The organism is Micromonospora sp. DT31, assembly GCF_049841795.1.
Lineage (GTDB): Bacteria > Actinomycetota > Actinomycetes > Mycobacteriales > Micromonosporaceae > Micromonospora.
Map to the genome: position 1 here is coordinate 105,167 of NZ_JBNCKZ010000003.1, position 21,681 is coordinate 126,847.

Sequence of the window (21,681 nt, forward strand, 5' to 3'; positions counted from 1 at the left end):
CGCCAGCCCCAGACCCTACCGTCCGTGATGGAAGTCGGCTCACGACGGTGAGGGGGTCACCTCGCCGAGCGGGTCGTCGCTGAAGGTCGGATACGGGTCCTCACCGGTGAGCGACGGGTCCGTTGTCGGTGTCGGCCCGGTGCGCTCGTCGTCGACCGCGTTACGCACCTTCACCGACACCAACGAGCCGGTGCACGTCGCCGCTGCGGGCGCGGCAGACGGGGCCGGAGCGCCGTCCACCGGCGGCGGTGTGCACGTGGGGTCGCGGACCCAGAGGTCGAGCGTCAGCTCGTCCCGGCGCCAGCAGGTGTAGCTGCCGGCGAGCTTCTCCTCCGGGCAGCGGTCGACCTGCCAGCGTCGCCAGCCGTCCCTGGCCAACGCCTGCTCGTAGACCGCGACCGTCTCCTTCCACCCCTGCTCCGACTCGACAGCGCGTTCGCGCAGTCGACAGTCCTGCAGGCACCAACGGCTGCCGCTGACGTTGTCGACGGTCTTCGTCTGCGCCCAGGACGGCACGTCGAGCGCGTCGAGGGTGTCGAAGACCGGGTCGCGGCTGAGCGCGCTGACCCCGAAGTAGAGCGGCACCGCGCCCAGTAGCACGAGGCTGACCAGGGCGAGCACGCCCATCCGCAGGCGCCGCCGCTCGCGCATCTGCCGACGCAACTCGGAGCGGGCGCCGCGCAGGGCACCCGCCGGCGCGTCGCCGTCGTCGGACGCCGGTCCGGGCGGTCGCGGCCCCGCCGGTTCACCCGGAGGTACGACGGCAGCCGCGCGCACCACCGCCGACGTGCCGGGCGGCGCACCGGCGCCGGGGCCACCCGGGCGTTCCGGTCCCGGCCCGACCGGGGTCGCCCGGCCGGTGGTTCGTTCGTCCGGTCCGACGGGCCGGGCCACACCGGCGGCGGCCCGCGCGGTCACCGGGGCGCCGGCCGGCGTAGCCCCGACGCCGGCACGGTGACCGGCTGCGGCCCCCGGCCGGGGCACGCCGGCACCGGGCACGACCGTGTCGTCGGGGCGGGTCGGGCCACGCGTCTCGCCCGGATGCCCCGGTCGGGGCGCGCCCCGACCGGTTACGGCACGACCGGCCTCGCCCTGCGGCACCGGGGCACCGGGTCGGGCCGGATCGCCGACCGGGCCGCGACCGGCGGGACGGCCGCCCCCGACCGGCATGCCGCCGGTGCGTGCCGGGTCGCCGTGCGAGGGCGGTCCGGCCGGGCGTCCGGGGATGTTGCCGCTGCCCGGCGGGCCCCCGGGTCGGGCCGCTCCCCGCGCCGGACCGGGGTGCGGCGGCGCCCCGGTGGTCGCGGGCGGCCCGGCGCCCGGGACTGCGCCCGGACCGGCCGGCGCGGGGCGTACCGGCGCCTGTGGGCCGGCGGTCACCGAGCGCGCCGACGCGTCGGGCCCGGCCGCGCCGGGCGTGCCGGGTTGGACGGGGCGGGCCGGCCCGGTGGGGCCAGGCTGGGCGGAGCGTGCCGGGCCGCTGAACTCCCGTCCCATGGGCGCGCCCGGGCCGGGCTGCCCGGCGCGTGCGGGTGGCGGGACGGGGCCGGGCTGTCCGGGCCGCGCGGGTGGTGTGGCCGGGCCGGCGTGGCCGGGCCGGGCCGGCGGTGCGGAGGCGCCGGCCCGCCCACCGGGACCGCCTGCGGGCTCGGTCGGCCCCGGGCCGGTCGGGCGGCGGGCAGCCGGCATGGCGGGGTCGGTGTGCGGGGTGCGGCCGGCCTGCCGCAGCCAGTCGGCGGGGCGGTCCGGCCGCTGCGGGCGTGGCTCACCGCCCCCGTCGTGGGCGGCGCGCCGCGGCGGCCGGGACGGCTCCGGTGCGACGCCGGGCACCTCCGGCGCGTTTCCGCTGGACGGCACCACGGAGGCGCCGGGCTCCTCGGGGCGTGCCCGGCGCCGACCACCGGGGCCCGTGGCGGTATCGGGGGCGCGGCCGGACGGACCGTCAGGTGCGGCGCGGTGGCCGGCACCGGGGACCGGTCGGGTGCCGGGTGCGTCGTCGGGGCGGGTCCGCCCGCTCGGGCCGGACACCGGATGGATGGACCCGGTGTCCTCGGAGCCCGGTCGGCGGCCACCCTGCGGCGGTGCGAAGGTCGGCTCCGGTCCGGCCGGCGGCGTGACGCGGGCGGTGGCGGGACGCCCGGCGACCGGCGGTTGCTGGCCGGTGGGGCCGTCCGCGTCTCGGCGCGGTGGCGGTCCGGGCGGTCGGGTCGCCTCGGGCATACCGGGCCACGGCCCCTGCACCGGGCGGCGCGGCGCGGCGCGGTCGGTGCCACCGGACCGCACTGGCGGCCCGGCCGGGTCCGTACCGCCCGAGCGCACGCGCGGCCCGGCCGGGTCCGTACCACCGGACCGCACGCGCGGCCCGGCCGGATCCGTACCACCGGACCGCACGCGCGGCCCGGCCGGATCCGTACCACCGGACCGCACCGGTGGGGCGGCGGGCACGTCCGGGCCACGTCCCGTGGCCGGTGGGCGCGGGACGCGCCGACCTGCTGCCGGTGGCTGCGGTTGACCTGTCCTGGGTGGCTGCGGGCCCGACACCGGAGGGCGCGGAGCGGGCCCACCGGCCGCCGGCGGTGGCAGCAGCGCGGGACCCGGCCCGGTGCCCGGCCGCGGCGCGGGGCCGGGCTCGGGCGCAACGCCCCGACCGGCGGGGGCGTCCCCGCCGGGGCCGAGCTCGCCGCCCTGCTGCTTGGCGCTGCGCAGGTCGTCGATCCAGCCGAACTCCTCGCTGGCGACCGCCTCCTGCGGCTCGGGCTCGGCCCGACCGCGGCCCCACCGGCGCCCCTTGGGCCGTGGATCACGCTGCTCGTCGGGGCCGTCCGCCGGCCGGTCCGGACCACGCGCCATCACTGCTCATCCCCCTCGGCGGCGTCGCTGCCGCCCTCACTCGCCCCGCTTGCCTGCTCGCTGCCGCCCGCTCGGGCCCCGGCCACGGCGACCGGGGCGCCGACCCGGGTCGCCGGCGTCGGCAGCCCTCGGACGATCCGGCGCAGCAGCGGCAGCCGGGTGGCCACCGCCCGTTCCGCACCGTGCCCGCTGGGCTGGTAGTAGTCGGTGCCGACGAGGTCGTCCGGAGCGTACTGCTGGGTGACCACCCCCCGGTGGTCGTCGTGCGGGTAGCGGTAGCCGGCGCCGTGGCCGAGACCCCGCGCACCGGAGTAGTGGGCGTCGCGCAGCCCGCGCGGCACCGGGCCACCGCGCCCCGCGCGTACGTCGGCGACGGCAGCCCCGATGGCGGTGGTCGCCGAGTTCGACTTCGGGGCGGTGGTCAGGTGGATGACCGCCTGGGCCAGGTTGAGCTGCACCTCGGGCAGGCCCACGTACTCCACCGCGTGCGCCGCGGCGGTGGCCACGGTCAGCGCGGTGGGGTCGGCCATGCCGACGTCCTCGCTGGCGAAGATCACCAGGCGGCGGGCGATGAACCGGGCGTCCTCACCGGCCACCAGCATCCGGGCCAGCCAGTGCAGGGCCGCGTCCACGTCCGAGCCGCGCATGCTCTTGATGAACGCGCTCGTCACGTCGTAGTGGGCGTCGCCGTCCCGGTCGTAGCGCACGGCGGCCACGTCCACCGCCTGCTCCGCCACGGCCAGGTCGATGCGGCCGGCGCCCAGCGCCGTCGCGGTCGCCGCCGCCGCCTCCAGCGCGGTGAGCGCCTTGCGGACGTCCCCGCCGGCGAGCCGGACCAGGTGGTCCTCCGCCTCCTCGGTCAGCACCAGCGCACCGCCGAGGCCGCGCTCGTCGGCGACCGCGCGGCGCAGCAGTCCGCGCACGGCGTCGTCGTCCAACGCCTGGAGCGTGAGCAGCACGCACCGCGACAACAGGGGTGAGATGACCGAGAAGTACGGGTTCTCGGTGGTCGCCGCCAGCAGGGTGACCGTCCGGTCCTCGACCGCGGCGAGCAGCGAATCCTGCTGGGTCTTGCTGAACCGGTGCACCTCGTCGATGAACAGCACGGTCGGCGGCCCACCGGAGCGGCGTTGCCGGCGGGCGGTCTCGATCACGGCGCGGACGTCCTTCACCCCGGCGGACAGCGCGGACATCGCCACGAAGCGCCTGTCGGTGGTGCGGGCCACGAGGTGCGCGATGGTGGTCTTCCCGCTGCCGGGCGGCCCCCACAGGATGACCGACATCGGCGCCGCGCCCTCGACGAGTTGGCGCAGCGGCGCCCCGGGGGCGAGCAGGTGCTCCTGCCCGACCAGCTCGTCGATGCCGGCCGGGCGCATCCGGACCGGCAGGGGCGAATCCGCCCGGGTCTCGGTGAAGCCGTCGCCGCCGCCGGAGCCGCCGGGTGCACCGGGTGCTCGGGCAGGCTCACCGAGGGTGAAGAGGGCGTCGGAATCCATCACGGGAACAGTACCGGGCCGGGCCGACAGCGCCGGAATCGCGCCGCCGACCCGACCCGGGTGGTCCTTTCCGGTCAGCCGCGACCCGGCCGACGGCCCCGGTACCACCGGCCGCCACCGCCACCGCCACCACCGCGCGGGCCGGCGCCGACCCCGGCCAGGTAGAGCGAGAGCAGCAGGAAGCCGATGAGCATGAGGGTCTGGGTGCTGAACAGGTCGGGTGCGCCGAGGTCGGTGTTCATGAAGTCCAGCAGCAGCGCGAAGCCGAACACGATGGCCGCGAGAATGGCGAGCATGTCATTCCTCCGGTGGGGGTTACCAGCAGGTCGGCGACGGATGTACCCAATCGGACTGTTCGTCAATCTCCATCCTGGAACCGGCAGTGGCCGAGTTCCGGTACCGGCCGGGGGCGCTCGTAGGCTGGGGACATGATCACGGTCGACGAGGCGCTGACCGGGCGGGAGACGGTACTCGCCGCGGCCGGCCACCACCCGTTCGCCAGGCACGCCCTGCGGCGCGACCAGGCCGTGCGGGGATGGCGGCACGGCGGCGCGGTCGGGTGGCTGCTGCCGACCGGCGAGTGGTCGGTCGGCGGGGCGGTCGGCGTCCCGGGCCCCGCGCTCGATGTCTTCGCCGCCCAGCGGGCGGGCGGCACGCTGCGGCCCGGCCAGTCGGTCAACCTGCCGCGTGCCGATCCGGCCGCGGTGACCGCGCGGCTGCCGGTGGCCCGGCTGACCGAGTGGGACTTCCTGTGGACCACCGACCCGCCGACGCGGCAGCCGGAGCAGGAGCGGGTGGTCCGGCTCACCGAGGCCGACCACGCCGCGCTGACGGCGCTGATCGAGGAGGCGTTTCCGGGCACCACCTCCCGGCCGGGCGACCCGGGCATCGTCGACTGGTACGGCATCCGCGACGGTGACCGACTGCTCGCCTGCGGCGCCGATCGCAGCCGGGGGGACATCGGCTTCCTGGCCGGGTTGACGGTCGCGCCCGGGCAACGCGGCCGAGGGCTGGGCGCGGCGCTGACCGCCGGGATGACGGGTGCCCTCTTCGACAGGTACGCCGCGGTGGCGCTGGGCGTCTACCCGGACAACGTGGGCGCGATCCGGCTCTACCGCCGGCTCGGCTTCGCCGCCACCGAGCACCGCACCTCCGTCCGCCTCACCTGAGCCCCTTCTCCCCCTCCCCCGCCCGTTGCCGCAAAAACACCGCCGCCGGGACCGCTGGGTGGAACGTCATGGGTGTCGAAAAGGGCCGGAGACACCCATGACGTTCCACCCGAACCGGGCGACGGCCCCGGCGGTCGGGCTCAGTCGCGGCCGGTGGGAGCCGGCACGACCACCGGATCGGCGGGGTCGAGGGGCGGGCCGGTCGGCTCGGCGACCAGGCCGGAGTGACCGGGGCCGCCGGCGCCCTCCGGTTCGACGGTGCCGGTCGACGGGGTACGGCGGGCGACGCGCCAGGCCGGCAGGTAGAGCGGCGCGGCCACGGCCAGCACCACCGCGCCGACGAGCATGGCGACGCTGACGCTCGTGGCGTCGGCCAGCGCGGTCAGCGTCACCGCGCCGAGCGCACCGGCCGGCTGGCCGGCCATCGAGTTGAGCGACAGCACGCTTGTGCGGTACGGACCGTCGACCTGCCGGTGGAGCAGCCCCATGTGCAGCGGGTTCGACGCGCCGTGCACGGCGTAGCAGGCCAGGTAGGCGACGAGGATGCCGACCGGGCCGGCCAGCAGACCCATGCCGACCACCGTCACGCCCTGGAGGACGCGCATCAGCGCGGCGGCCGGGGCGGCGCCGAGGCGGCGCAGCAGCCACGGGGTGAGCGCGGCACCGGCGGCATTGGCGAGCCAGGCCGCCGAGCTGGCGGGGCCGAGCAGCGCCGCCGCGCGGTCCGGGTCGCCGATCACCTCGGCGAGGCGTACCGGCAGCAGCGACTCGAACGTGACCATGCCGAAGCCCCAGAACAGTTCGACCGCGACCAGGGCCGCGAGCACCCGGTTGCGGCGCAGGAGACCCACGGCCTGCCCGACCATCCGGGGCGCGTCGACCACCGAGGCGCGTAGCGCGGCCGGGCCGGACGCCGGTCGACGTTCGGCCATCAGCGCCAGCAGTGCCACGATGGAGACCGCCTGGAGCACGGCGGCGACCAGCACCGGCACGGCCAGTGCGCTGACCGGTCCGACCGGGCCGAGCGCGACCAGGCCGCCGCTGAGCAGGGCGCCCGCGCCGATGGCCACACCGACCACGGTGCCGGCCCAGCCGAGGCCGCGCTCGTACTCGGCCTTCGGGTCGACGGCCAGCGTGGCGTCGACGTACCAGGACTCCAGGGGGCCGCTGTCGAGCGCCCGGTAGATGCCCTGCAACGCCCAGACCAGGAAGAACATCCAGAACGTGTCGGCCACCGCCATCAGCGCCAGCGAGCCAAGGCCCAGCGCCCAGGCGACGAGCAGCACCGGTTTGCGGCCGAGCGCGTCGGCGAAGCCGCCGGTGGGCAGCTCCAGCGCCAGCACGACCAGGCCCTGCGCGGTGGCGACCAGGCCGATCTGGGACAGCGTGAGCCCGCGCTCCTGCATCAGCAGGATCATCACCGGTATGAGCAGGCCGCGGGGCAGCCAGCGCAGCCCGTAGAGCGTGAGGTAGCGGGACCGGATCTGGCGTACCGACAGCGCGGTCACGGCTGCTCCTCGGTGGACGGCGGGGCGGACCGGGGATAGACCGCGTCCATCGGCAGGGCGGCGAGGTAGAACTGCACCGTCTCGGCGTCGGGGTCGTCGGGGTCGGTGGCGTCGCGGTGCCGTTCGAAGAGCGCGAAGACCTCCTCCTTGATCGCCTCCAGCCGGGACACCGGGATCCGCATGAAGAAGTCGCCCATGCCGAACGCGTCGCGCCAGGCGGGCGACCACCGGTGCCGCTGGGCGAACCAGCGTTCGGCGTGCTGGGCGAAGAAGCGGGCGTAGTCCGCCTCGATCCACTCGATGACGGCCCGCGCGTCCGGGTCGTCGTCGAAGTCGCTGGACTCCCAGTTGGTGACGTCGTGCGCGGCCCGCCAGTAGCGCTGGCGGCCGGTGCCGAGGCTCGGGTCCTCGACGACCAGGCCCACCTCGGCGAGTTGGCGCAGGTGGTAGCTGGTCGCGCCGCTGTTGGTGCCGAGCGCCTCGGCCAGCGCGGTGGCGGTGGCCGGGCCACCCACCCGCAGCGCGCCGATCAGCCGCATGCGCAACGGCTGGGCCAGGGCGCGGACCTGGCGGTGGTCGATGCGTACGGTGCGGGCCTCGGGCCGCTTTCTCTCCTCCATGGGATGCACAATATCTGTGCACGCTTTCCATGCACAAGAACCTTGCAAAGAAACTGTGGAACTAGCCGTACAGTTCGCTGACGCCACGCAGCCGGGTGCTCAGCAGCCCGGCGGCACGACCGGAGTCCAGCACCACCGCACCCGGGCGGTGCAGCCCGGCGGCGGCGATCGTGGTCGTGCGCAGCGCGCCCGGGTCCACGCCGTCGTGCCGGGCCACCAGCAGCCCCAGCCCGGCGCGGCTCACCGCGTCCGGCCCGGCCACGTTGAGCAGCCCGGCGTACTCGGCCGCCACCAGCTCCAGCACCGCGGCGGCGAGGTCGGCGACGTGCACCGGGCAGCGCAACTCGTCGGTGAACAACGTGGCCCGGCCGGCCAGCGCGTCCCGGCAGAGCTGGATCTGCTTGCTCCCCTCCCCCACGATCAGCGACGTCCGCACCAGCGCCGCGCCCGGGTCGACCGCGCGCACCGCCGTCTCCGCCGCGGCCTTCGCCGCCCCGTACGCGTGCAGCGGCGTGGGCACGTCGTCGTCGAGGTACGGGGTCGGCCGCCCCGCGTGCAGCGCGTCGCTGGACAGGTGCACCAGCCGCGCGCCCACCTCGGCGGTGGCGACCGCCACGTGCGCCGCCCCGTCCGCGGTGACCGTCCAGTCGTCGTACCGGTAGGGGGTGGCCACGACCGCATCGGGGCGTACCCGGGTCAGCAGCGCGCGCACGGCGGCGCGGTCGGTCACGTCGAGCCGGCGCGACGCGACGCCCGGCACCGCGACGGAGGCGCGGTGGTACGTGCCGACCACCCGGTGCCCGGCGGCCACCGCCTGCCGGCACACCTCGGCGCCGAGGAAGCCACTGGCGCCCACCACGAGCAGGTTCATGCCGTCCCCCTGGAGATCGAAAAGGCCCGCGTCATCATGACGCGGGCCTTTCGACGAAGCGACGATCAGGTCGGGTCGGCCACCGGCGCGGCAGGTCCGGCGGTGCCGGCGTGCGGTGCCGCCGGCGCCTTCGGCTTGGCGTCGACGCCCGCCTCGGCGCGCTGCTGCCCGGTGATCGGGGTGGGCGCGCCGGTCAGCGGGTCGAAGCCGCCCCGGGTCTTCGGGAACGCGATCACCTCACGAATCGAGTCCGCGCCGGCCAGCAGCATGCAGACCCGGTCCCAGCCGAACGCGATGCCGCCGTGCGGCGGTGCGCCGTACTTGAACGCCTCCAGCAGGAAGCCGAACTTGTCCCGCGCCTCCTCGGGCGTGATGCCGAGCAGGTCGAACACCCGCTGCTGCACGTCACCCCGGTGGATACGGATCGAGCCGCCGCCGATCTCGTTGCCGTTGCAGACGATGTCGTACGCGTAGGCCAGCGCCCGGTCCGGCGCCTCCTCGAACCGGTCCACCCAGTCGGCGTTCGGCGAGGTGAACGGGTGGTGCACGGCGGTCCAGCCGGCCGCGCCGCCGTCCTGGTCGGAGACTGGCTCGAACATCGGCGCGTCGACCACCCAGCAGAACGCCCAGGCGCTCTCGTCGGCCAGGCCGGACCGCTTGGCGATCTCGATCCGGGCCGCGCCGAGCAGCTCCTGCGCCTCCCGGGTGTTCGTGCTGGCGGCGAAGAAGACGGCGTCGCCGGGCTTCGCGCCGACCGCGTCGGCCAGCCCGGACAGGTGCGCCTCGGACAGGTTCTTGGCCACCGGGCCGCGCGCCTGCCCGGTCTCGGCGTCGAGGACCACGTAGGCCAGGCCGCGCGCACCGCGCGCCTTGGCCCAGTCCTGCCAGCCGTCCAGCTCCTTGCGGGTCTGGCCCGCCCCACCCGGCATGACCACCGCGCCGACGTACCCGCCCGCGTCGATCGCGCCGGCGAACACCCGGAACCCGGTGCCGCGCAGGTAGTCGGTCAGCTCGGTCAGCTCCACGCCGTAGCGCAGGTCCGGCTTGTCCGAGCCGTACCGGGCCATCGCGTCGTGCCAGGTGATCCGCGGGATCGGCCGGCTGATCTCGTGGCCGGCCAGGTCCTTCCACAACGCGGTGACGATCGCCTCACCGAGGTCGATCACATCGTCCTCGGTGACGAACGACATCTCGATGTCGAGCTGGGTGAACTCCGGCTGCCGGTCGGCGCGGAAGTCCTCGTCGCGGTAGCAGCGCGCGATCTGGTAGTAGCGTTCCATCCCGCCGACCATGAGCAGCTGCTTGAACAGCTGCGGCGACTGCGGCAGCGCGTACCAGCTGCCCGGCTGAAGGCGCACCGGGACCAGGAAGTCGCGGGCGCCCTCCGGGGTGGAGCGGGTCAGCGTCGGTGTCTCGATCTCCAGGAAGTCCCGGTCGTGCAGCACGGACCGGGCGATCTGGTTGGCCCGCGAACGCAGCCGCATGGCCTTCGCCGGACCACCCCGGCGCAGGTCGAGGTAGCGGTACTTGAGCCGGATGTCGTCACCGGCCTCGACCTGGTCGTCGATGGGCAGCGGCAGCGGCGCGGCCTCGGAGAGCACCTCCAACGCGGTCGCGGTCACCTCCACCTCGCCGGTCGGCAGCTCCGGGTTCTCGTTGCCCTCGGGCCGGCGGGTCACCTCGCCGGTGACCTTGACGCAGAACTCGTTGCGCAGCGCGTGCGCGTCCTCCTCGCGCAAGACCACCTGCACGACGCCGGAGGCGTCACGCAGGTCGACGAAGATGACACCGCCGTGGTCGCGCCGGCGGGCCACCCACCCGGCGAGCGTCACCGTCGAACCGGCGTCCGCGGCGCGCAGGCTTCCGGCATTGTGGGTACGGATCACGGCTGGCGTCTCCTCAATCTGGTCCACTCACTGCTTCCCGCATTCTGTCAGGGCGGGCCGGTCCGCCACCGGGCACCCGTCGAGCCCGCGCCTCCGGTCCGTCACCCACCCGGTCGGGTACGCGGAACGGGCCGCCGGTCACCCGGCGGCCCGCTCGTTTCGGTGCGTGGATCAGAAGACGCTCACGCCGTAGCGGCTGAGCGCCTCGGTGACCGGCTGGAAGTAGGTCGTGCCGCCGGAGGAGCAGTTGCCGCTGCCGCCGGAGGTGAGGCCCAGCGCGGTGGTACCGCTGAACAGCGAGCCGCCGCTGTCGCCCGGCTCGGCGCAGACGTTGGTACGGATCAGGCCGGAGACGCTGCCCTCGGCGTAGTTCACGGTCGCGTTGAGCGCCGACACGCTGCCGCTGCGCAGGCCGGTGGTGCTGCCGGACCGACGGACCGACTGGCCGACGTAGGCGTTGCCGGCCGAGGTGATGTCCTGGGTGCTGCCGTTGTAGAGGGACACGTTGCCGGCCGCGTTGGCCGAGTTGCTGTGCCGCACGATGCCGTAGTCGTTACCCGGGAAGCTGGTGCCGGTCCGGGTGCCCAGCACGGTGGTGCGGCTGGAGTTGGAGTACCAGGTCGTGCCGATGTTGGTGCAGTGCCCGGCGGTGAGGAAGTAGTAGGTCGAGCCGCTGCGCACGTTGAAGCCGAGCGAGCAGCGACCGCCACCGGCGTAGATCGCCTGCCCACCGGAGATGCGGGTGCTCAGCACGCCGGCCTCGGCCTCGATGCGGACCGCGCCGCCGGTGCGGGCGGCGGCGGCCTTGACCCGCTCCAGCTTGGCGCCGGTGATGGTGCTGTCGACGGAGACGACGACCTGGTTGGTGGCCGGGTCGGTCCACCAGGCGGTGCCGGGGATCTTGGCGGACCGCTCCAGCTCGCTGGTGGCGGCCTTGAGCTGGTTGGCGCCGCGGGTGACCAGCTTCGCGGTGGCGCCGGCGGCGCGCACCTGGCGGGCCGCGGCGGCGTCGGTCACCGCGACGATCATCGTGCCGTCGGCACCGGCGTACGCGCCGGCCGCGCGGTCACCGAGCTTGTCGGCGAGGGTGGCGACGGCGTCCGGCGAGGCCGGCGAGGGGGCGGCCTGGGCGGGCGCGCCGAGCAGGGAGCCGGTGACCAGAGTGCCGGCCAGGGCGACGGTGGCGGCACGGCGGAGCGTGGGTCGCATGTAACAACCTCCGAATGGGGGTGAACGGGCGCTGTCATGGGGGAACGCCCGATGGCAACCCGGGCGACCTGGGGAAACCGTCCGGGTGACCAAAGTATTCACACATTTAAGATCCTAAGCAAGAGAAGAATTTGCCCGATTCGCACCGGCGCCCGATGTAACGCCCGGGCAACAACATCGACACCGACTGTCAGACCCGGCGACGACCGGTCGTCGGGGCACGGGTGATCGACTCCACCCCCGCGGGAGTGGAGTCGGGAGCGCCGGGCGGGTCAGGCGCGGGCGGCCACCCGGGCGGCCCGGGCCGCGCGGCGCTCCTCGAACCGGGACGCCTGGGTCTCCAGCACGTCCAGGTGCTCGGCGATCTGCTCGCGGGCGGCCTCGCCGTCGGCGTTCAGACCGGTCACCTCGAACAGGTCCCACTGACGCAGCACCGGCAGCACCACCTCGTCGCGGTGCTGACGCAGGTCGTAGATGCCGGCCAGCGCGATGGCCACCGCCTTGCGGGTGAACCCCTCGATGCCCGCGCCCGGCATCTCGAAGTCGGCCAGCACGTCGGCGACCGCCCGCATGGCCTGGGAGGGCGCCACCTCCAACGCCCCGGCGAGCAGGTTGCGGTAGAAGACCATGTGCAGGTTCTCGTCCGCGGCGACCCGGGCCAGCAGCGCCTCGCACCGCGGGTCACCTGTCGCGCGGCCGGTGTTGCGGTGCGAGATGCGGGTGGCCAACTCCTGGAACGACACGTACGCCAGGGAGTGCAGCATCTCCTTGTCGTGGGCGTTGCTGAAGCCGGCGGACATGTGCGTCATCCGGGCCCGCTCCAACGCCACCGGGTCGACCGCCCGGGTCACCGTGAGGTAGTCCCGGATCGCGGTGCCGTGCCGCGCCTCCTCGGCGGTCCACCTGTGCACCCAGGTCCCCCACGCGCCGTCGCGTCCGAAGAGCGTGGCGATCTGGTGGTGGTACGAGGGCAGGTTGTCCTCGGTGAGCAGGTTCACGATCAGCGCGGTACGCGCCACCTCGGGCAGCGTCGAGTCGCCCTCGGCCCACGCCTCGCCGTCGAGCGGGCCGTCGAAGGTGCGGCCCTCGCTCCACGGCACGTACTCGTGCGGGAACCACTCCTTGGCCAGCGACAGGTGACGGTCGAGGTTCTTCTCGACCACCGGCTCGAGCTCGTGCAGCAGGGCGGTCTGGCTGAGGATGGTCACGACGTTCTCCCTACGGTGGCGTAACTTACGCCACCGTAGGGAAAAACCGCCTCAGGCGCCAGTGCGGGCCCGGCCGACCACAGGCGTCCGGTCCGCCGCCGGCGGCGTCCACTGGCCGGCCACCGCGGCCACCTGCTCGCCGGACCGGATGTCCTTGACCTCGTCACCGTCGGCACCCGGGAACCAGACGTACGGGATGCCCCGCCGCTCGGCGTACCGGATCTGCTTGCCGAACTTCACCGCCGACGGCGACACCTCGGTGGCGATGCCCCGCGAGCGCAGCGCCGCCGCGACCACGTCGCTGGCCGACCGCTGCTCCTCCGCGGTGACCGCGACCAGCACACAGGTCGGCACGTCGCGGGAGACCGTCAACGCGCCCGCCCCGAAGAGCAGGCCGAGCATCCGGGTCACCCCGATGGAGATGCCCACCCCGGGAAAGCGGACGTTGCCGGAACTGGCCAGGTTGTCGTACCGGCCGCCGGAACAGATCGAACCGAACCGCTCGTAGCCGATCATCTGCGTCTCGTAGACGGTGCCGGTGTAGTAGTCCAGCCCACGGGCGATGCGCAGGTCGGCGACGCACAGGCCGGGCGCGTGCGCGGCCGCGGTCTGCACCACCGCGGTCAGCTCGGCCAACCCCTCGTCGAGCAGCGGGTCACTGACCCCCAACGCGCGCACCGCGTCGGCGAACGAGGTGTCCGGCGCGGAGATCTCCGCCAGCGCCAGACAGGCCTTGGCCTGGGCCTCGCTCGCCCCGGCGGTCTCAGCCAGCAGCTCCGCCACCTTCGCCGGCCCGATCTTGTCGAGCTTGTCGACCGCGCGCAGCGCGGCCTCCGTGTCGGTGAGACCGATGCCCCGGTAGAAGCCCTCACAGATCTTGCGGTTGTTGACCTGGATGCGTACCGGCGGGATGGGCAGCGACCGCAGCGCGTCGCCGATCACCAGCGGCATCTCCGCCTCGTAGTGCGCCGGCAGCGTGTCCCGGTCGACGATGTCGATGTCGGCCTGGAGGAACTCCCGGTAGCGCCCCTCCTGCGGGCGTTCACCCCGCCACACCTTCTGGATCTGGTAGCGGCGGAACGGGAACTGAAGCCTGCCGGCGTTCTCCACCACGTACCTGGCGAACGGCACGGTCAGGTCGAAGTGCAGCCCCAGCGCGTCGTCACCGGCCGGGCCGCCGTCGTCGTCGGACTGCAACCGGCGCAGCAGGTAGACCTCCTTGGAGGTCTCCCCCTTGCGCAGGAGCTGGTCCAGCGGCTCCACCGAGCGGGTCTCCAGCGGTGCGAAGCCATACAGCTCGAACGTGGTGCGGATGCGGTCGAGCACCGACTGCTCGATCATCTGCTGGGCCGGCGTCCACTCGGGGAAGCCGGAGATGGGCGTGGGCTTGCTCATGGCGTACTCCTCGAACCCGCGTGAGCGGGGAAGTCCGTCGCGGTCAGAGGCCGCGGGTGGGCGCGGCCGGGCGCGCGTCGCCGGTGTCCGCCACCTCGACGAGGTAGGGGTTGCTCGCGCGCTCGCGGCCGATGGTGGTCGCGGGGCCGTGGCCGGGCAGGACGACGGTGTCGTCGGCCAGCGGGAGAACCTTCTCCCGGAGGCTGGCCAGCATGCGGGGCATGCTGCCACCCGGCAGGTCGGTGCGGCCGATCGAGCCGGCGAAGAGCACGTCACCGGAGAGGCAGACCTGGTCGGCCTCCCAGGGCGAGCCGGCGCCGGGCAGCCGGAACAGCACCGACCCGCCGGTATGGCCCGGTGCGTGGTCGACGGTGATCTCCAACCCGGCCAGCGACAGGGTCGCGCCGTCGGTCAGTTCCGCCACGTCGTCCGGCTCCGCGTAGGGCAGGCGACCGCCGAAGAGCTGGGTGAGGTCCATCGACAGCGCCTTGCCCGGATCGGCCAACAACTCGCGGTCGTCCGGGTGGATGTACGCCGGGATGCCGCGTGCGCCGCAGACCGGGGCGACCGAGAACGTGTGGTCGAGGTGGCCGTGGGTGAGCAGCACGGCGGCCGGGTGCAGGCGGTGCTCGGCGAGCACGGCGTCGAGTCGGTCGAGCACCCCGATGCCGGGGTCGACCACCACGCACTGCTCCCCCGGCCCGGTCGCCACCACATAGCAGTTGGTGCCGAAGGCGTCCGCGGGAAAGCCGGCCACGAGCACGTCGCTCCCCTTTTCGTCCGGTCGTCTGTCCTCTCACCGCAGCCTAGCCGTACCCGTCAGCGGTTTTCGCCCACCACCGGACCGGGGGCGCCCCGGTGGCCCCAGTGACAACATCCGATAAGCCCAGGCGGACCTCGTGCCCCACGTTCACAGTCCCTACCCGTACACTCTGGCGGGCGTGTGGCGTGGCGCACCCGAGAACGACGGCGGGCGGCGCCCGGCGCCGGCGGCGATCAGGCAGAGGAAGGGGAGCACCTGTGGCTTCCAGCAGGGATCGGCAGCGCAAAATGGCGCGGGCCAAGCTCGACCGGCAACTCGCCCGGCGGGCCGCCGTCGCGAAGCGCCGCCGGCAGATCCGGGCCGGGGTGGGCGCGGCGGTGGTGGTCGCGCTGATCGCGGTCGGCTCCGCCTGGGCGCTCGGCGCGTTCGACTCCGAGCCGGAGAAATCGGCCGCCGGGGACGTGTGCCTCTGGACGCCGCAGGACGCCGCGGCCAACACCAACCTCAAGGACGTCGGCACCCCGGCGACGAAGGACCTGCCCACCTCGGGCACCCGGCCGATGACGGTCACCACCAACCAGGGTGGGCCGATCACCGTCGCGCTCAACCTGACCGACGCCCCCTGCGGTGCGGCGAGCCTGGCGCACCTGGCCGGCCGCTCGTTCTACGACAACACCAAGTGCCACGAGATCACCGCGGAGGGCGCGCTGCGCTGCGGGGACCCGACCGGCACCGGCCTCGGCGGCCCGACCTACTCGTTCTACGACGAGAACCGCCCCACCGCGCCGGAGCCCGCCCCGTCGGCATCGGCGGCGCCGGGGCAGCCGCCGGCGTACCCGAAGGGCACGGTTGCCATGATCGGCAACCCGCCGGGCAGCAACGGCAGCCAGTTCCTGATCTTCTTCAAGGACGCCAACCCCGCCGAGCCGAAGTACACGGTGGTCGGCAACGTCACCGGTGGGCTGGACGTGGTGGAGAAGATCGGCGGCCAGCCGACCGTGGACAATGGCAGTGGAGCAAAGGTCAAGCCGAAGACGGACGTGGTGATCCAGAGCCTCACCGTCGGCGAGCCGACAACCGCGCCGGCGGATTCCGGCACGCCCTCGGCGAGCCCCAGCGCCGGCTGACCGACCTTCGCGCCGGTGGCTCCGCCGCCGGCGCCCACACCCCGACGGCGGGCGCCGCCGACGGACACAGGTAGCACGTGAGGAGTGACCGTGACGTCCACCAGAGACCGCCAGCGCGCGGCGGCGCGGGCCCGCCTCGAGCGGGAGATGGCCGAGCGGGCCGGCAAGGCCCGCAAGCGCCGGCAGACGCAGGCGATCGTCGGTGCCGCCGCCGTACTGGTGCTGGTGGTGGCCGGCACGGTGTGGCTGGTCACCGCCCTCGGCGACGACGAGGAGACCCCGACCGGCGGCACGGCCGCTGGTTTCGCCCAGTGTGCGTACACCGAGGTGCCCAAGCAGGGGCGGCCGCCACAGATCAAGGACGTCGGCATGCCGCCTGCGCAGCAGCCGAACAAGGGCACCCAGACGATGACGATCGACACCAACCTGGGTCCGATCACCGCCAAGATCGACCGCGCCAACGTGCCCTGCACCGCGGGCAGCTTCACGCACCTGGCGAGCAAGGGCTTCTTCGACAACACCAAGTGCCACCGCCTGGTCACCCAGGGCATCCAGGTGTTGCAGTGCGGTGACCCGAGCGCCACCGGCACGGGCTGGCGAAAGACCGACGGCACCGGCGGCCCCAGCTACAACCTGCCCGAGGAGAACCTGCCGACGAACAAGCGCCCGCCCTACCCGGAGGGTGTCATCGCGATGGCCAACAGCGGGCAGCCGGGCAGCACCGGCAGCCAGTTCTTCATCGTGTACGGCGACTCGAACCTCGACCCGAACTACACCGTGCTCGGCACGATCACCGGCGGCATGGACGTGGTGAAGCAGGTCGCCACGGCCGGTGACGACGGCGCGTTCGCCAAGCAGGCCGGCGGTGGCCACCCGAAGAAGGAGATCACCATGACCAAGGTGACCATGAGCCCGGCGCAGGGCTGATCCTCCCACCGCACGACGAAGCGCCCGCCGGCTGACACAGCTGGCGGGCGCTCTCGCGTGGTGCCTCAGGCCCCCGAGGTGACCCGGTACGCGTCGAACACGCCGTCGACCTTGCGCACGGCGGCCAGCAGGTGCCCCAGGTGCTTCGGGTCGGCCATCTCGAAGCTGAAGCGGCTCACCGCCACCCGGTCCCGGGTGGTGGTGACCGTGGCGGAGAGGATGTTCACCCGCTCCTCAGACAGCATCCGCGTCACGTCGGCGAGCAGCTTGTGCCGGTCCAGCGCCTCCACCTGGATGGCGACCAGGAACGTGGAGGCCGACGTGAGCTTCCAGCTCACCTCGACCACCCGCTCCGGCTGGGCGCGCAGGTCCTCGGCGTTGGCGCAGTCGTCCCGGTGCACACTGACCCCGCCGGATCGGGTGACGAAACCGAAGACCGAGTCCGGCGGCACCGGCGTGCAGCAGCGGGCCAGCTTGATCCAGACGTCACTGACGCCGCGGACCACCACGCCCGGGTCGGCGCTGCTCTGCCGACTGCGCGGCGGCCGGGTGGCGACGGCGGTCTCGGCGATATCCTCCGCCGCGCCCTCCTCGCCGCCGTAGGACGCCATCAGCTTCTGCACCACCGACTGGGCGGAGACCTGACTGTCCCCGACCGCCGCGTAGAGCGACGCCACATCCGGCAGGTGCAGGTCACGGGCGATGGCCATCAGCGCGTCCGAGGTGAGCAGCCGCTGCAACGGCATGCCCTGCTTGCGCATCGCCTTGACGATCGCGTCCTTGCCGGCCTCGATCGCCTCCTCGCGCCGCTCCTTGTTGAAGTACTGCCGGATCTTGGTGCGGGCGCGCGGACTCTTGACGAAGCCCAACCAGTCCTGCGTCGGACCTGCCGTCTCGGACTTCGACGTGAAGATCTCGATCACGTCGCCGTTGGACAGCGTCGACTCCAATGGCACCAGCTTGCCGTTGACCCGCGCGCCGATGCACTTGTGCCCCACCTCGGTGTGCACCGCGTACGCGAAGTCCACAGGCGTCGAACCGGTCGGCAGCGGGATGACGTCGCCCTTCGGGGTGAAGACGTACACCTCCTGGCTGGACAGGTCGAAGCGCAACGCGTCCAGGAACTCGCTCGGGTCCGCCGCCTCCCGCTGCCAGTCCAGCAGCTGCCGCAGCCAGGTCATCTCGTCGATGTGCGCCGGCGGGCCCACCACCGGCGTGCCCTTGTGCTCCTTGTACTTCCAGTGCGCAGCGATGCCGAACTCCGCGGTGCGGTGCATCGCGTAGGTGCGGATCTGCATCTCCACCGGCTTGCCGGTGGGCCCGATGACAGTCGTGTGCAACGACTGGTACATGTTGAACTTGGGCATCGCGATGTAGTCCTTGAACCGACCCGGCACCGGCTGCCAGTTGGCGTGGATGACCCCCAACGCCGCGTAGCAGTCCCGGACCGTGTCGACCAGGATGCGCACCCCGACCAGGTCGTAGATGTCGTTGAAGTCGCGCCCCCGCACGATCATCTTCTGGTAGATCGAGTAGAGGTGCTTCGGCCGGCCGGTCGTCTCCGCCTTGATCTTGGCGGCCTTCAGGTCGGTCGACACCTTCTGGGTCACCTGGCGCAACAGCGCCTCACGCTGCGGCTGGTGCTCCCCGATCAGCCGGTTGATCTCCTCGAACCGCTTCGGGAACAGCGTGCCGAAGGCCAGATCCTCCAGCTCCCACTTGATCGTGTTCATGCCGAGGCGGTGCGCCAGCGGGGCGAGGATCTCCAGCGTCTCCTTGGCCTTCTGCTCCTGCTTCGGGCGGGGCAGGAAGGTAAGCGTCCGCATGTTGTGCAACCGGTCGGCCAGCTTGATCACCAGGACCCTCGGGTCCTTGGCCATGGCGACCACCATCTTGCGGATGGTCTCGGCCTTGGCCGCGTCGCCGAGCTTGACCTTGTCGAGCTTGGTGACCCCGTCGACGAGCAGCGTGACCTCACCGCCGAAGTCGGCGCGCATCTGGTCGAGGGTGTACTCGGTGTCCTCGATGGTGTCGTGCAACAGCGCCGCCACCAGCGTGGTGGTGTCCATGCCCAGGTTGGCCAGGATCGTCGCCACGGCCAGCGGGTGGGTGATGTACGGGTCGCCGGACTTGCGGTACTGACCCGAGTGCCAGCGGGCGGCCGTGTCGAAGGCACGCTGCAACAGCCGCGCGTCGGCCTTGGGATGGTTCTCCCGGTGGGTGGCGATCAGCGGTTCCAGCACCTCGCTGACCTGCGAGGTCTGCCAGGGGGCGTTGAACCGGGCGAGCCGGGCGCGCACCCGCCGACCGGTCGGCGCGTTGGAAAGGGCGAAACCGCCGCTGGTCGAGGAATCACTTGCGGTCTCGGTCGGGAACGGCACCACGACCGCCCCGCCGTCGGCCGTCGCGTCCGGCGCGCTGCCGGCGGCGCCGGTCGCACCGGCCGGCGGGTTGCCGCTGCGCTCGGTCACCGAGCCGTCCGCGTCGCCTGTCGGGTGCACCGTGCCCTCCACCGGAGGGACGACATCGTGGGACACCGGCCTCCTCACCGCTCGCCGGGACGCGTCGGCCGTCCGGCCGACGTCTGTTCAACCGACCCGGGGGTCGGTGTTGTTCCGCGCCGGTCGCCGGGGCTCACCCCGGCGGCTCCGCCGCCCCCGAGGTCCCCCGACCCTCGGGCACCTGCCCCGGGGTCACCCGCCGGGTCAGGCAATGGGCAATGGTACCCGTACGCAGGGTACGCCGCCGCTCCCCCGGACGGCCGGTCCCGGACGGCGCCGCGGGCCTGAGGGCGTCAAACGGTCAGCAGGGCATGGACCGGGCGCGGGGCGAGCCGCTGACGACCGCCGAGGAAGCCCAGCTCCAGCAGCACGGTGAAGCCGGCGACCGTGCCACCGGCCCGCTCCACCAGGTCGAGCGTGGCCTCGGCGGTGCCGCCGGTGGCGAGCACGTCGTCCAGCACGAGCACCCGGTGGCCGGCGGTGAACGCGTCCTGGTGCACCTCAAGCGTCGCCTCCCCGTATTCCAGCGCGTAGGAGGCGGCGTGCGTGGCCCGGGGCAGCTTGCCGGCCTTGCGCACCGGCACCACACCGAGCCCGGTGGCGTACGCGACGGCCGCGGCCAGCACGAACCCGCGTGCCTCGATGCCGGCGACCACGTCGAAGCTGTCCCGCCCGTGGTAGGCGATGATGCCGTCGATCACCTCGCGGAACGCCGCGCCATCGGCGAACAGCGGCATCAGGTCCTTGAACACGACGCCGGGCTTGGGGAAGTCCGGCACGTCGAGCAGCCGGCTGGCGACGAGCTGGGCGACCTGCGGGCCGCTGTCTCCCCGAACCGCTGCGGTGTGGGTTTCCGTCACGGTGCGTCCCATGTCCTCTCGAAACGACGACGGCGTCCGTCATGCCGTGACACAAGCATGACGGACGCCGTCGGGCGATGATGCCCGGGTCCCGCTGGGTCAGCGGCGCTTCGCGCCGCCCGGCCGGTTGCCCCCGCCACCGGCGGGACGCCCGCCGCGGGCGCCGCCGGCGCGCTTGCCGGCCGGACGGGCACCGACCTTGGGCGCGGCACCGGCCAGCGCGGCGTTGTCCGGGTCGATCGGCGTCTCGCCGGCCGGGGTGGCCCGCGCGGCGCCCCTCGGGGTGATGTCGCCCCGGGCGACGGCCGCCCGGCGGGACAGCACCCGCTTGTTGTGCGCGCTGATCCGCGGATCCATGTTCTTCAGCAGCACCAGCAGCGGCGTGGCGAGCACGATCGAGGTCAGGAACGCCACCGCCATACCGACGAACAGCACCAGGCCGAGATCCTTCAGGGTGCCTGCGCCGAGCAGGCCGGCACCGATGAACAGCAGACCGCCGACCGGGAGCAGCGCCACCACCGAGGTGTTCAGCGACCGCATCAGGCTCTGGTTGAGCGCCAGGTTGGACGCCTCGCCGTAGGTGAGGTTGTTGTTGGCCGTGATGCCTCTGGTGTTCTCCTGCACCTTGTCGAAGACCACCACCACGTCGTAGAGCGCGAAGCCCAGGATCGTCAGGAAGCCGATGATCGTGGACGGGGTGACCTCGAAGCCGACGAGCGAGTAGATGCCGGCGGTGAGGACCAGGTTGGTCAGCAGCGAGACGATCGCGGCGACCGCCATCCGCCACTCGAAGCGCAGCACCAGGTAGACCGACACCACCGCGACGAAAATCACCAGACCGAGCAGCGCGCGGGAGGTGACCTGGTCGCCCCAGGCCTCGGAGACCTGGTTGCCGCTGATCTGGTCGGCGGGGATGCCGAACTCCTGCGCCATCGAGGTCTTGGCCGCGTTGGCCTGCTCCGCGCTGAGCTGCCCGGTACGCATCTCGTAGAACTCGCCGCTGGTGCCGCCGACCTTCTGGGCGCTGACCACCTCGATACCCGGGGCCTCGTCGGCGAGCACCTCGTCGACGGTCTGCTCGGCCCGTTCCAGGGTGCCGACACTGGCCGGCACCTGGAACGAGTTGCCGCCCGCGAACTCGATGCCGAGCTTGAAGCCGCTGATCGCGAAGCTGAGCACGGCGATGAGGACCAGCCCGCCGGCCACCCCGAACCACAGGTTGCGGCGCCCGACGATGTTGAGACCAGCCTCGCCCCGGTAGAGCCGGGCGGCCAGACCACTCTTTGCCATC

General features: G+C 73.5%; 17 protein-coding genes. 3 read left to right on the forward strand and 14 right to left on the reverse strand.

What is annotated here, in order from left to right; all coding sequences use genetic code 11:
• Positions 1-39: 39 nt before the first annotated feature.
• From ACLQ2X_RS06935 to ACLQ2X_RS06945, 3 genes are all read right to left on the reverse strand, one after another.
• A complete protein-coding gene (locus ACLQ2X_RS06935) occupies positions 40-651 on the reverse strand; it encodes a hypothetical protein (RefSeq protein WP_425680393.1) in 612 nt (203 codons plus the stop codon).
• A gap of 2,198 nt (positions 652-2,849) precedes the next feature.
• Positions 2,850-4,346, reverse strand: a complete 1,497-nt coding sequence (locus tag ACLQ2X_RS06940; protein ID WP_425680120.1) for a replication-associated recombination protein A — start codon at positions 4,344-4,346, stop codon at positions 2,850-2,852.
• Between the two features lie 74 nt (positions 4,347-4,420).
• Positions 4,421-4,642 carry a hypothetical protein gene (locus tag ACLQ2X_RS06945; RefSeq protein WP_425680121.1) on the reverse strand — a complete coding sequence of 74 codons (222 nt, stop codon included), beginning with the start codon at positions 4,640-4,642 and terminating at the stop codon, positions 4,421-4,423.
• 132 nt (positions 4,643-4,774) lie between these two features.
• On the opposite strand from ACLQ2X_RS06945, the gene ACLQ2X_RS06950 reads away from it, so the two are divergent.
• Entirely contained in the window at positions 4,775-5,515 is a 741-nt protein-coding gene (locus ACLQ2X_RS06950) for a GNAT family N-acetyltransferase (protein WP_425680122.1), read from the forward strand.
• A gap of 140 nt (positions 5,516-5,655) precedes the next feature.
• On the opposite strand, the gene ACLQ2X_RS06955 is transcribed toward ACLQ2X_RS06950, so the two are convergent.
• From ACLQ2X_RS06955 to ACLQ2X_RS06990, 8 genes are all read right to left on the reverse strand, one after another.
• Positions 5,656-7,023, reverse strand: coding sequence for an MFS transporter (locus tag ACLQ2X_RS06955; protein ID WP_425680123.1), 1,368 nt, complete (start codon positions 7,021-7,023; stop codon positions 5,656-5,658).
• The gene (locus ACLQ2X_RS06960) at positions 7,020-7,643 is read right to left on the reverse strand and encodes a winged helix-turn-helix domain-containing protein (RefSeq protein WP_425680124.1); all 624 of its coding nucleotides are present in this window, start codon (positions 7,641-7,643) and stop codon (positions 7,020-7,022) included. Before ACLQ2X_RS06960 ends, ACLQ2X_RS06955 begins: the two co-directional genes overlap by 4 nt.
• A gap of 61 nt (positions 7,644-7,704) precedes the next feature.
• Positions 7,705-8,514, reverse strand: coding sequence for a sugar nucleotide-binding protein (locus tag ACLQ2X_RS06965; protein WP_425680125.1), 810 nt, complete (start codon positions 8,512-8,514; stop codon positions 7,705-7,707).
• Between the two features lie 65 nt (positions 8,515-8,579).
• On the reverse strand, positions 8,580-10,400 hold the full coding sequence (aspS, locus tag ACLQ2X_RS06970; RefSeq protein ID WP_425680394.1) for an aspartate--tRNA ligase: 1,821 nt from the start codon (positions 10,398-10,400) through the stop codon (positions 8,580-8,582).
• 171 nt (positions 10,401-10,571) lie between these two features.
• Positions 10,572-11,609, reverse strand: a complete 1,038-nt coding sequence (locus ACLQ2X_RS06975) for a S1 family peptidase (protein ID WP_425680126.1) — start codon at positions 11,607-11,609, stop codon at positions 10,572-10,574.
• 272 nt (positions 11,610-11,881) lie between these two features.
• Positions 11,882-12,817, reverse strand: a complete 936-nt coding sequence (locus ACLQ2X_RS06980; RefSeq protein ID WP_425680127.1) for an acyl-ACP desaturase — start codon at positions 12,815-12,817, stop codon at positions 11,882-11,884.
• Positions 12,818-12,868: 51 nt separating this feature from the next.
• On the reverse strand, positions 12,869-14,212 hold the full coding sequence (gene hisS / locus ACLQ2X_RS06985; protein ID WP_425680128.1) for a histidine--tRNA ligase: 1,344 nt from the start codon (positions 14,210-14,212) through the stop codon (positions 12,869-12,871).
• Between the two features lie 43 nt (positions 14,213-14,255).
• Positions 14,256-14,975, reverse strand: coding sequence for an MBL fold metallo-hydrolase (locus tag ACLQ2X_RS06990; protein WP_425680129.1), 720 nt, complete (start codon positions 14,973-14,975; stop codon positions 14,256-14,258).
• Between the two features lie 257 nt (positions 14,976-15,232).
• Here ACLQ2X_RS06990 and ACLQ2X_RS06995 point away from each other — a divergent pair, with 257 nt between their 5' ends.
• Both ACLQ2X_RS06995 and ACLQ2X_RS07000 read left to right on the forward strand, forming a co-directional pair.
• Positions 15,233-16,102, forward strand: coding sequence for a peptidylprolyl isomerase (locus ACLQ2X_RS06995; protein ID WP_425680130.1), 870 nt, complete (start codon positions 15,233-15,235; stop codon positions 16,100-16,102).
• A 90-nt stretch (positions 16,103-16,192) separates the two neighbouring features.
• On the forward strand, positions 16,193-17,029 hold the full coding sequence (locus ACLQ2X_RS07000) for a peptidylprolyl isomerase (protein WP_425680131.1): 837 nt from the start codon (positions 16,193-16,195) through the stop codon (positions 17,027-17,029).
• Positions 17,030-17,094: 65 nt separating this feature from the next.
• Here ACLQ2X_RS07000 and ACLQ2X_RS07005 read toward each other — a convergent pair whose 3' ends face one another.
• From ACLQ2X_RS07005 to secF, 3 genes are all read right to left on the reverse strand, one after another.
• Complete coding sequence (locus tag ACLQ2X_RS07005) at positions 17,095-19,542, reverse strand: RelA/SpoT family protein (protein WP_425680395.1); 2,448 nt, start codon at positions 19,540-19,542, stop codon at positions 17,095-17,097.
• A 281-nt stretch (positions 19,543-19,823) separates the two neighbouring features.
• Positions 19,824-20,390, reverse strand: a complete 567-nt coding sequence (locus tag ACLQ2X_RS07010; RefSeq protein WP_425680132.1) for an adenine phosphoribosyltransferase — start codon at positions 20,388-20,390, stop codon at positions 19,824-19,826.
• 99 nt (positions 20,391-20,489) lie between these two features.
• Positions 20,490-21,680, reverse strand: a complete 1,191-nt coding sequence (gene secF, locus ACLQ2X_RS07015; protein ID WP_425680133.1) for a protein translocase subunit SecF — start codon at positions 21,678-21,680, stop codon at positions 20,490-20,492.
• Position 21,681: the final 1 nt, after the last annotated feature.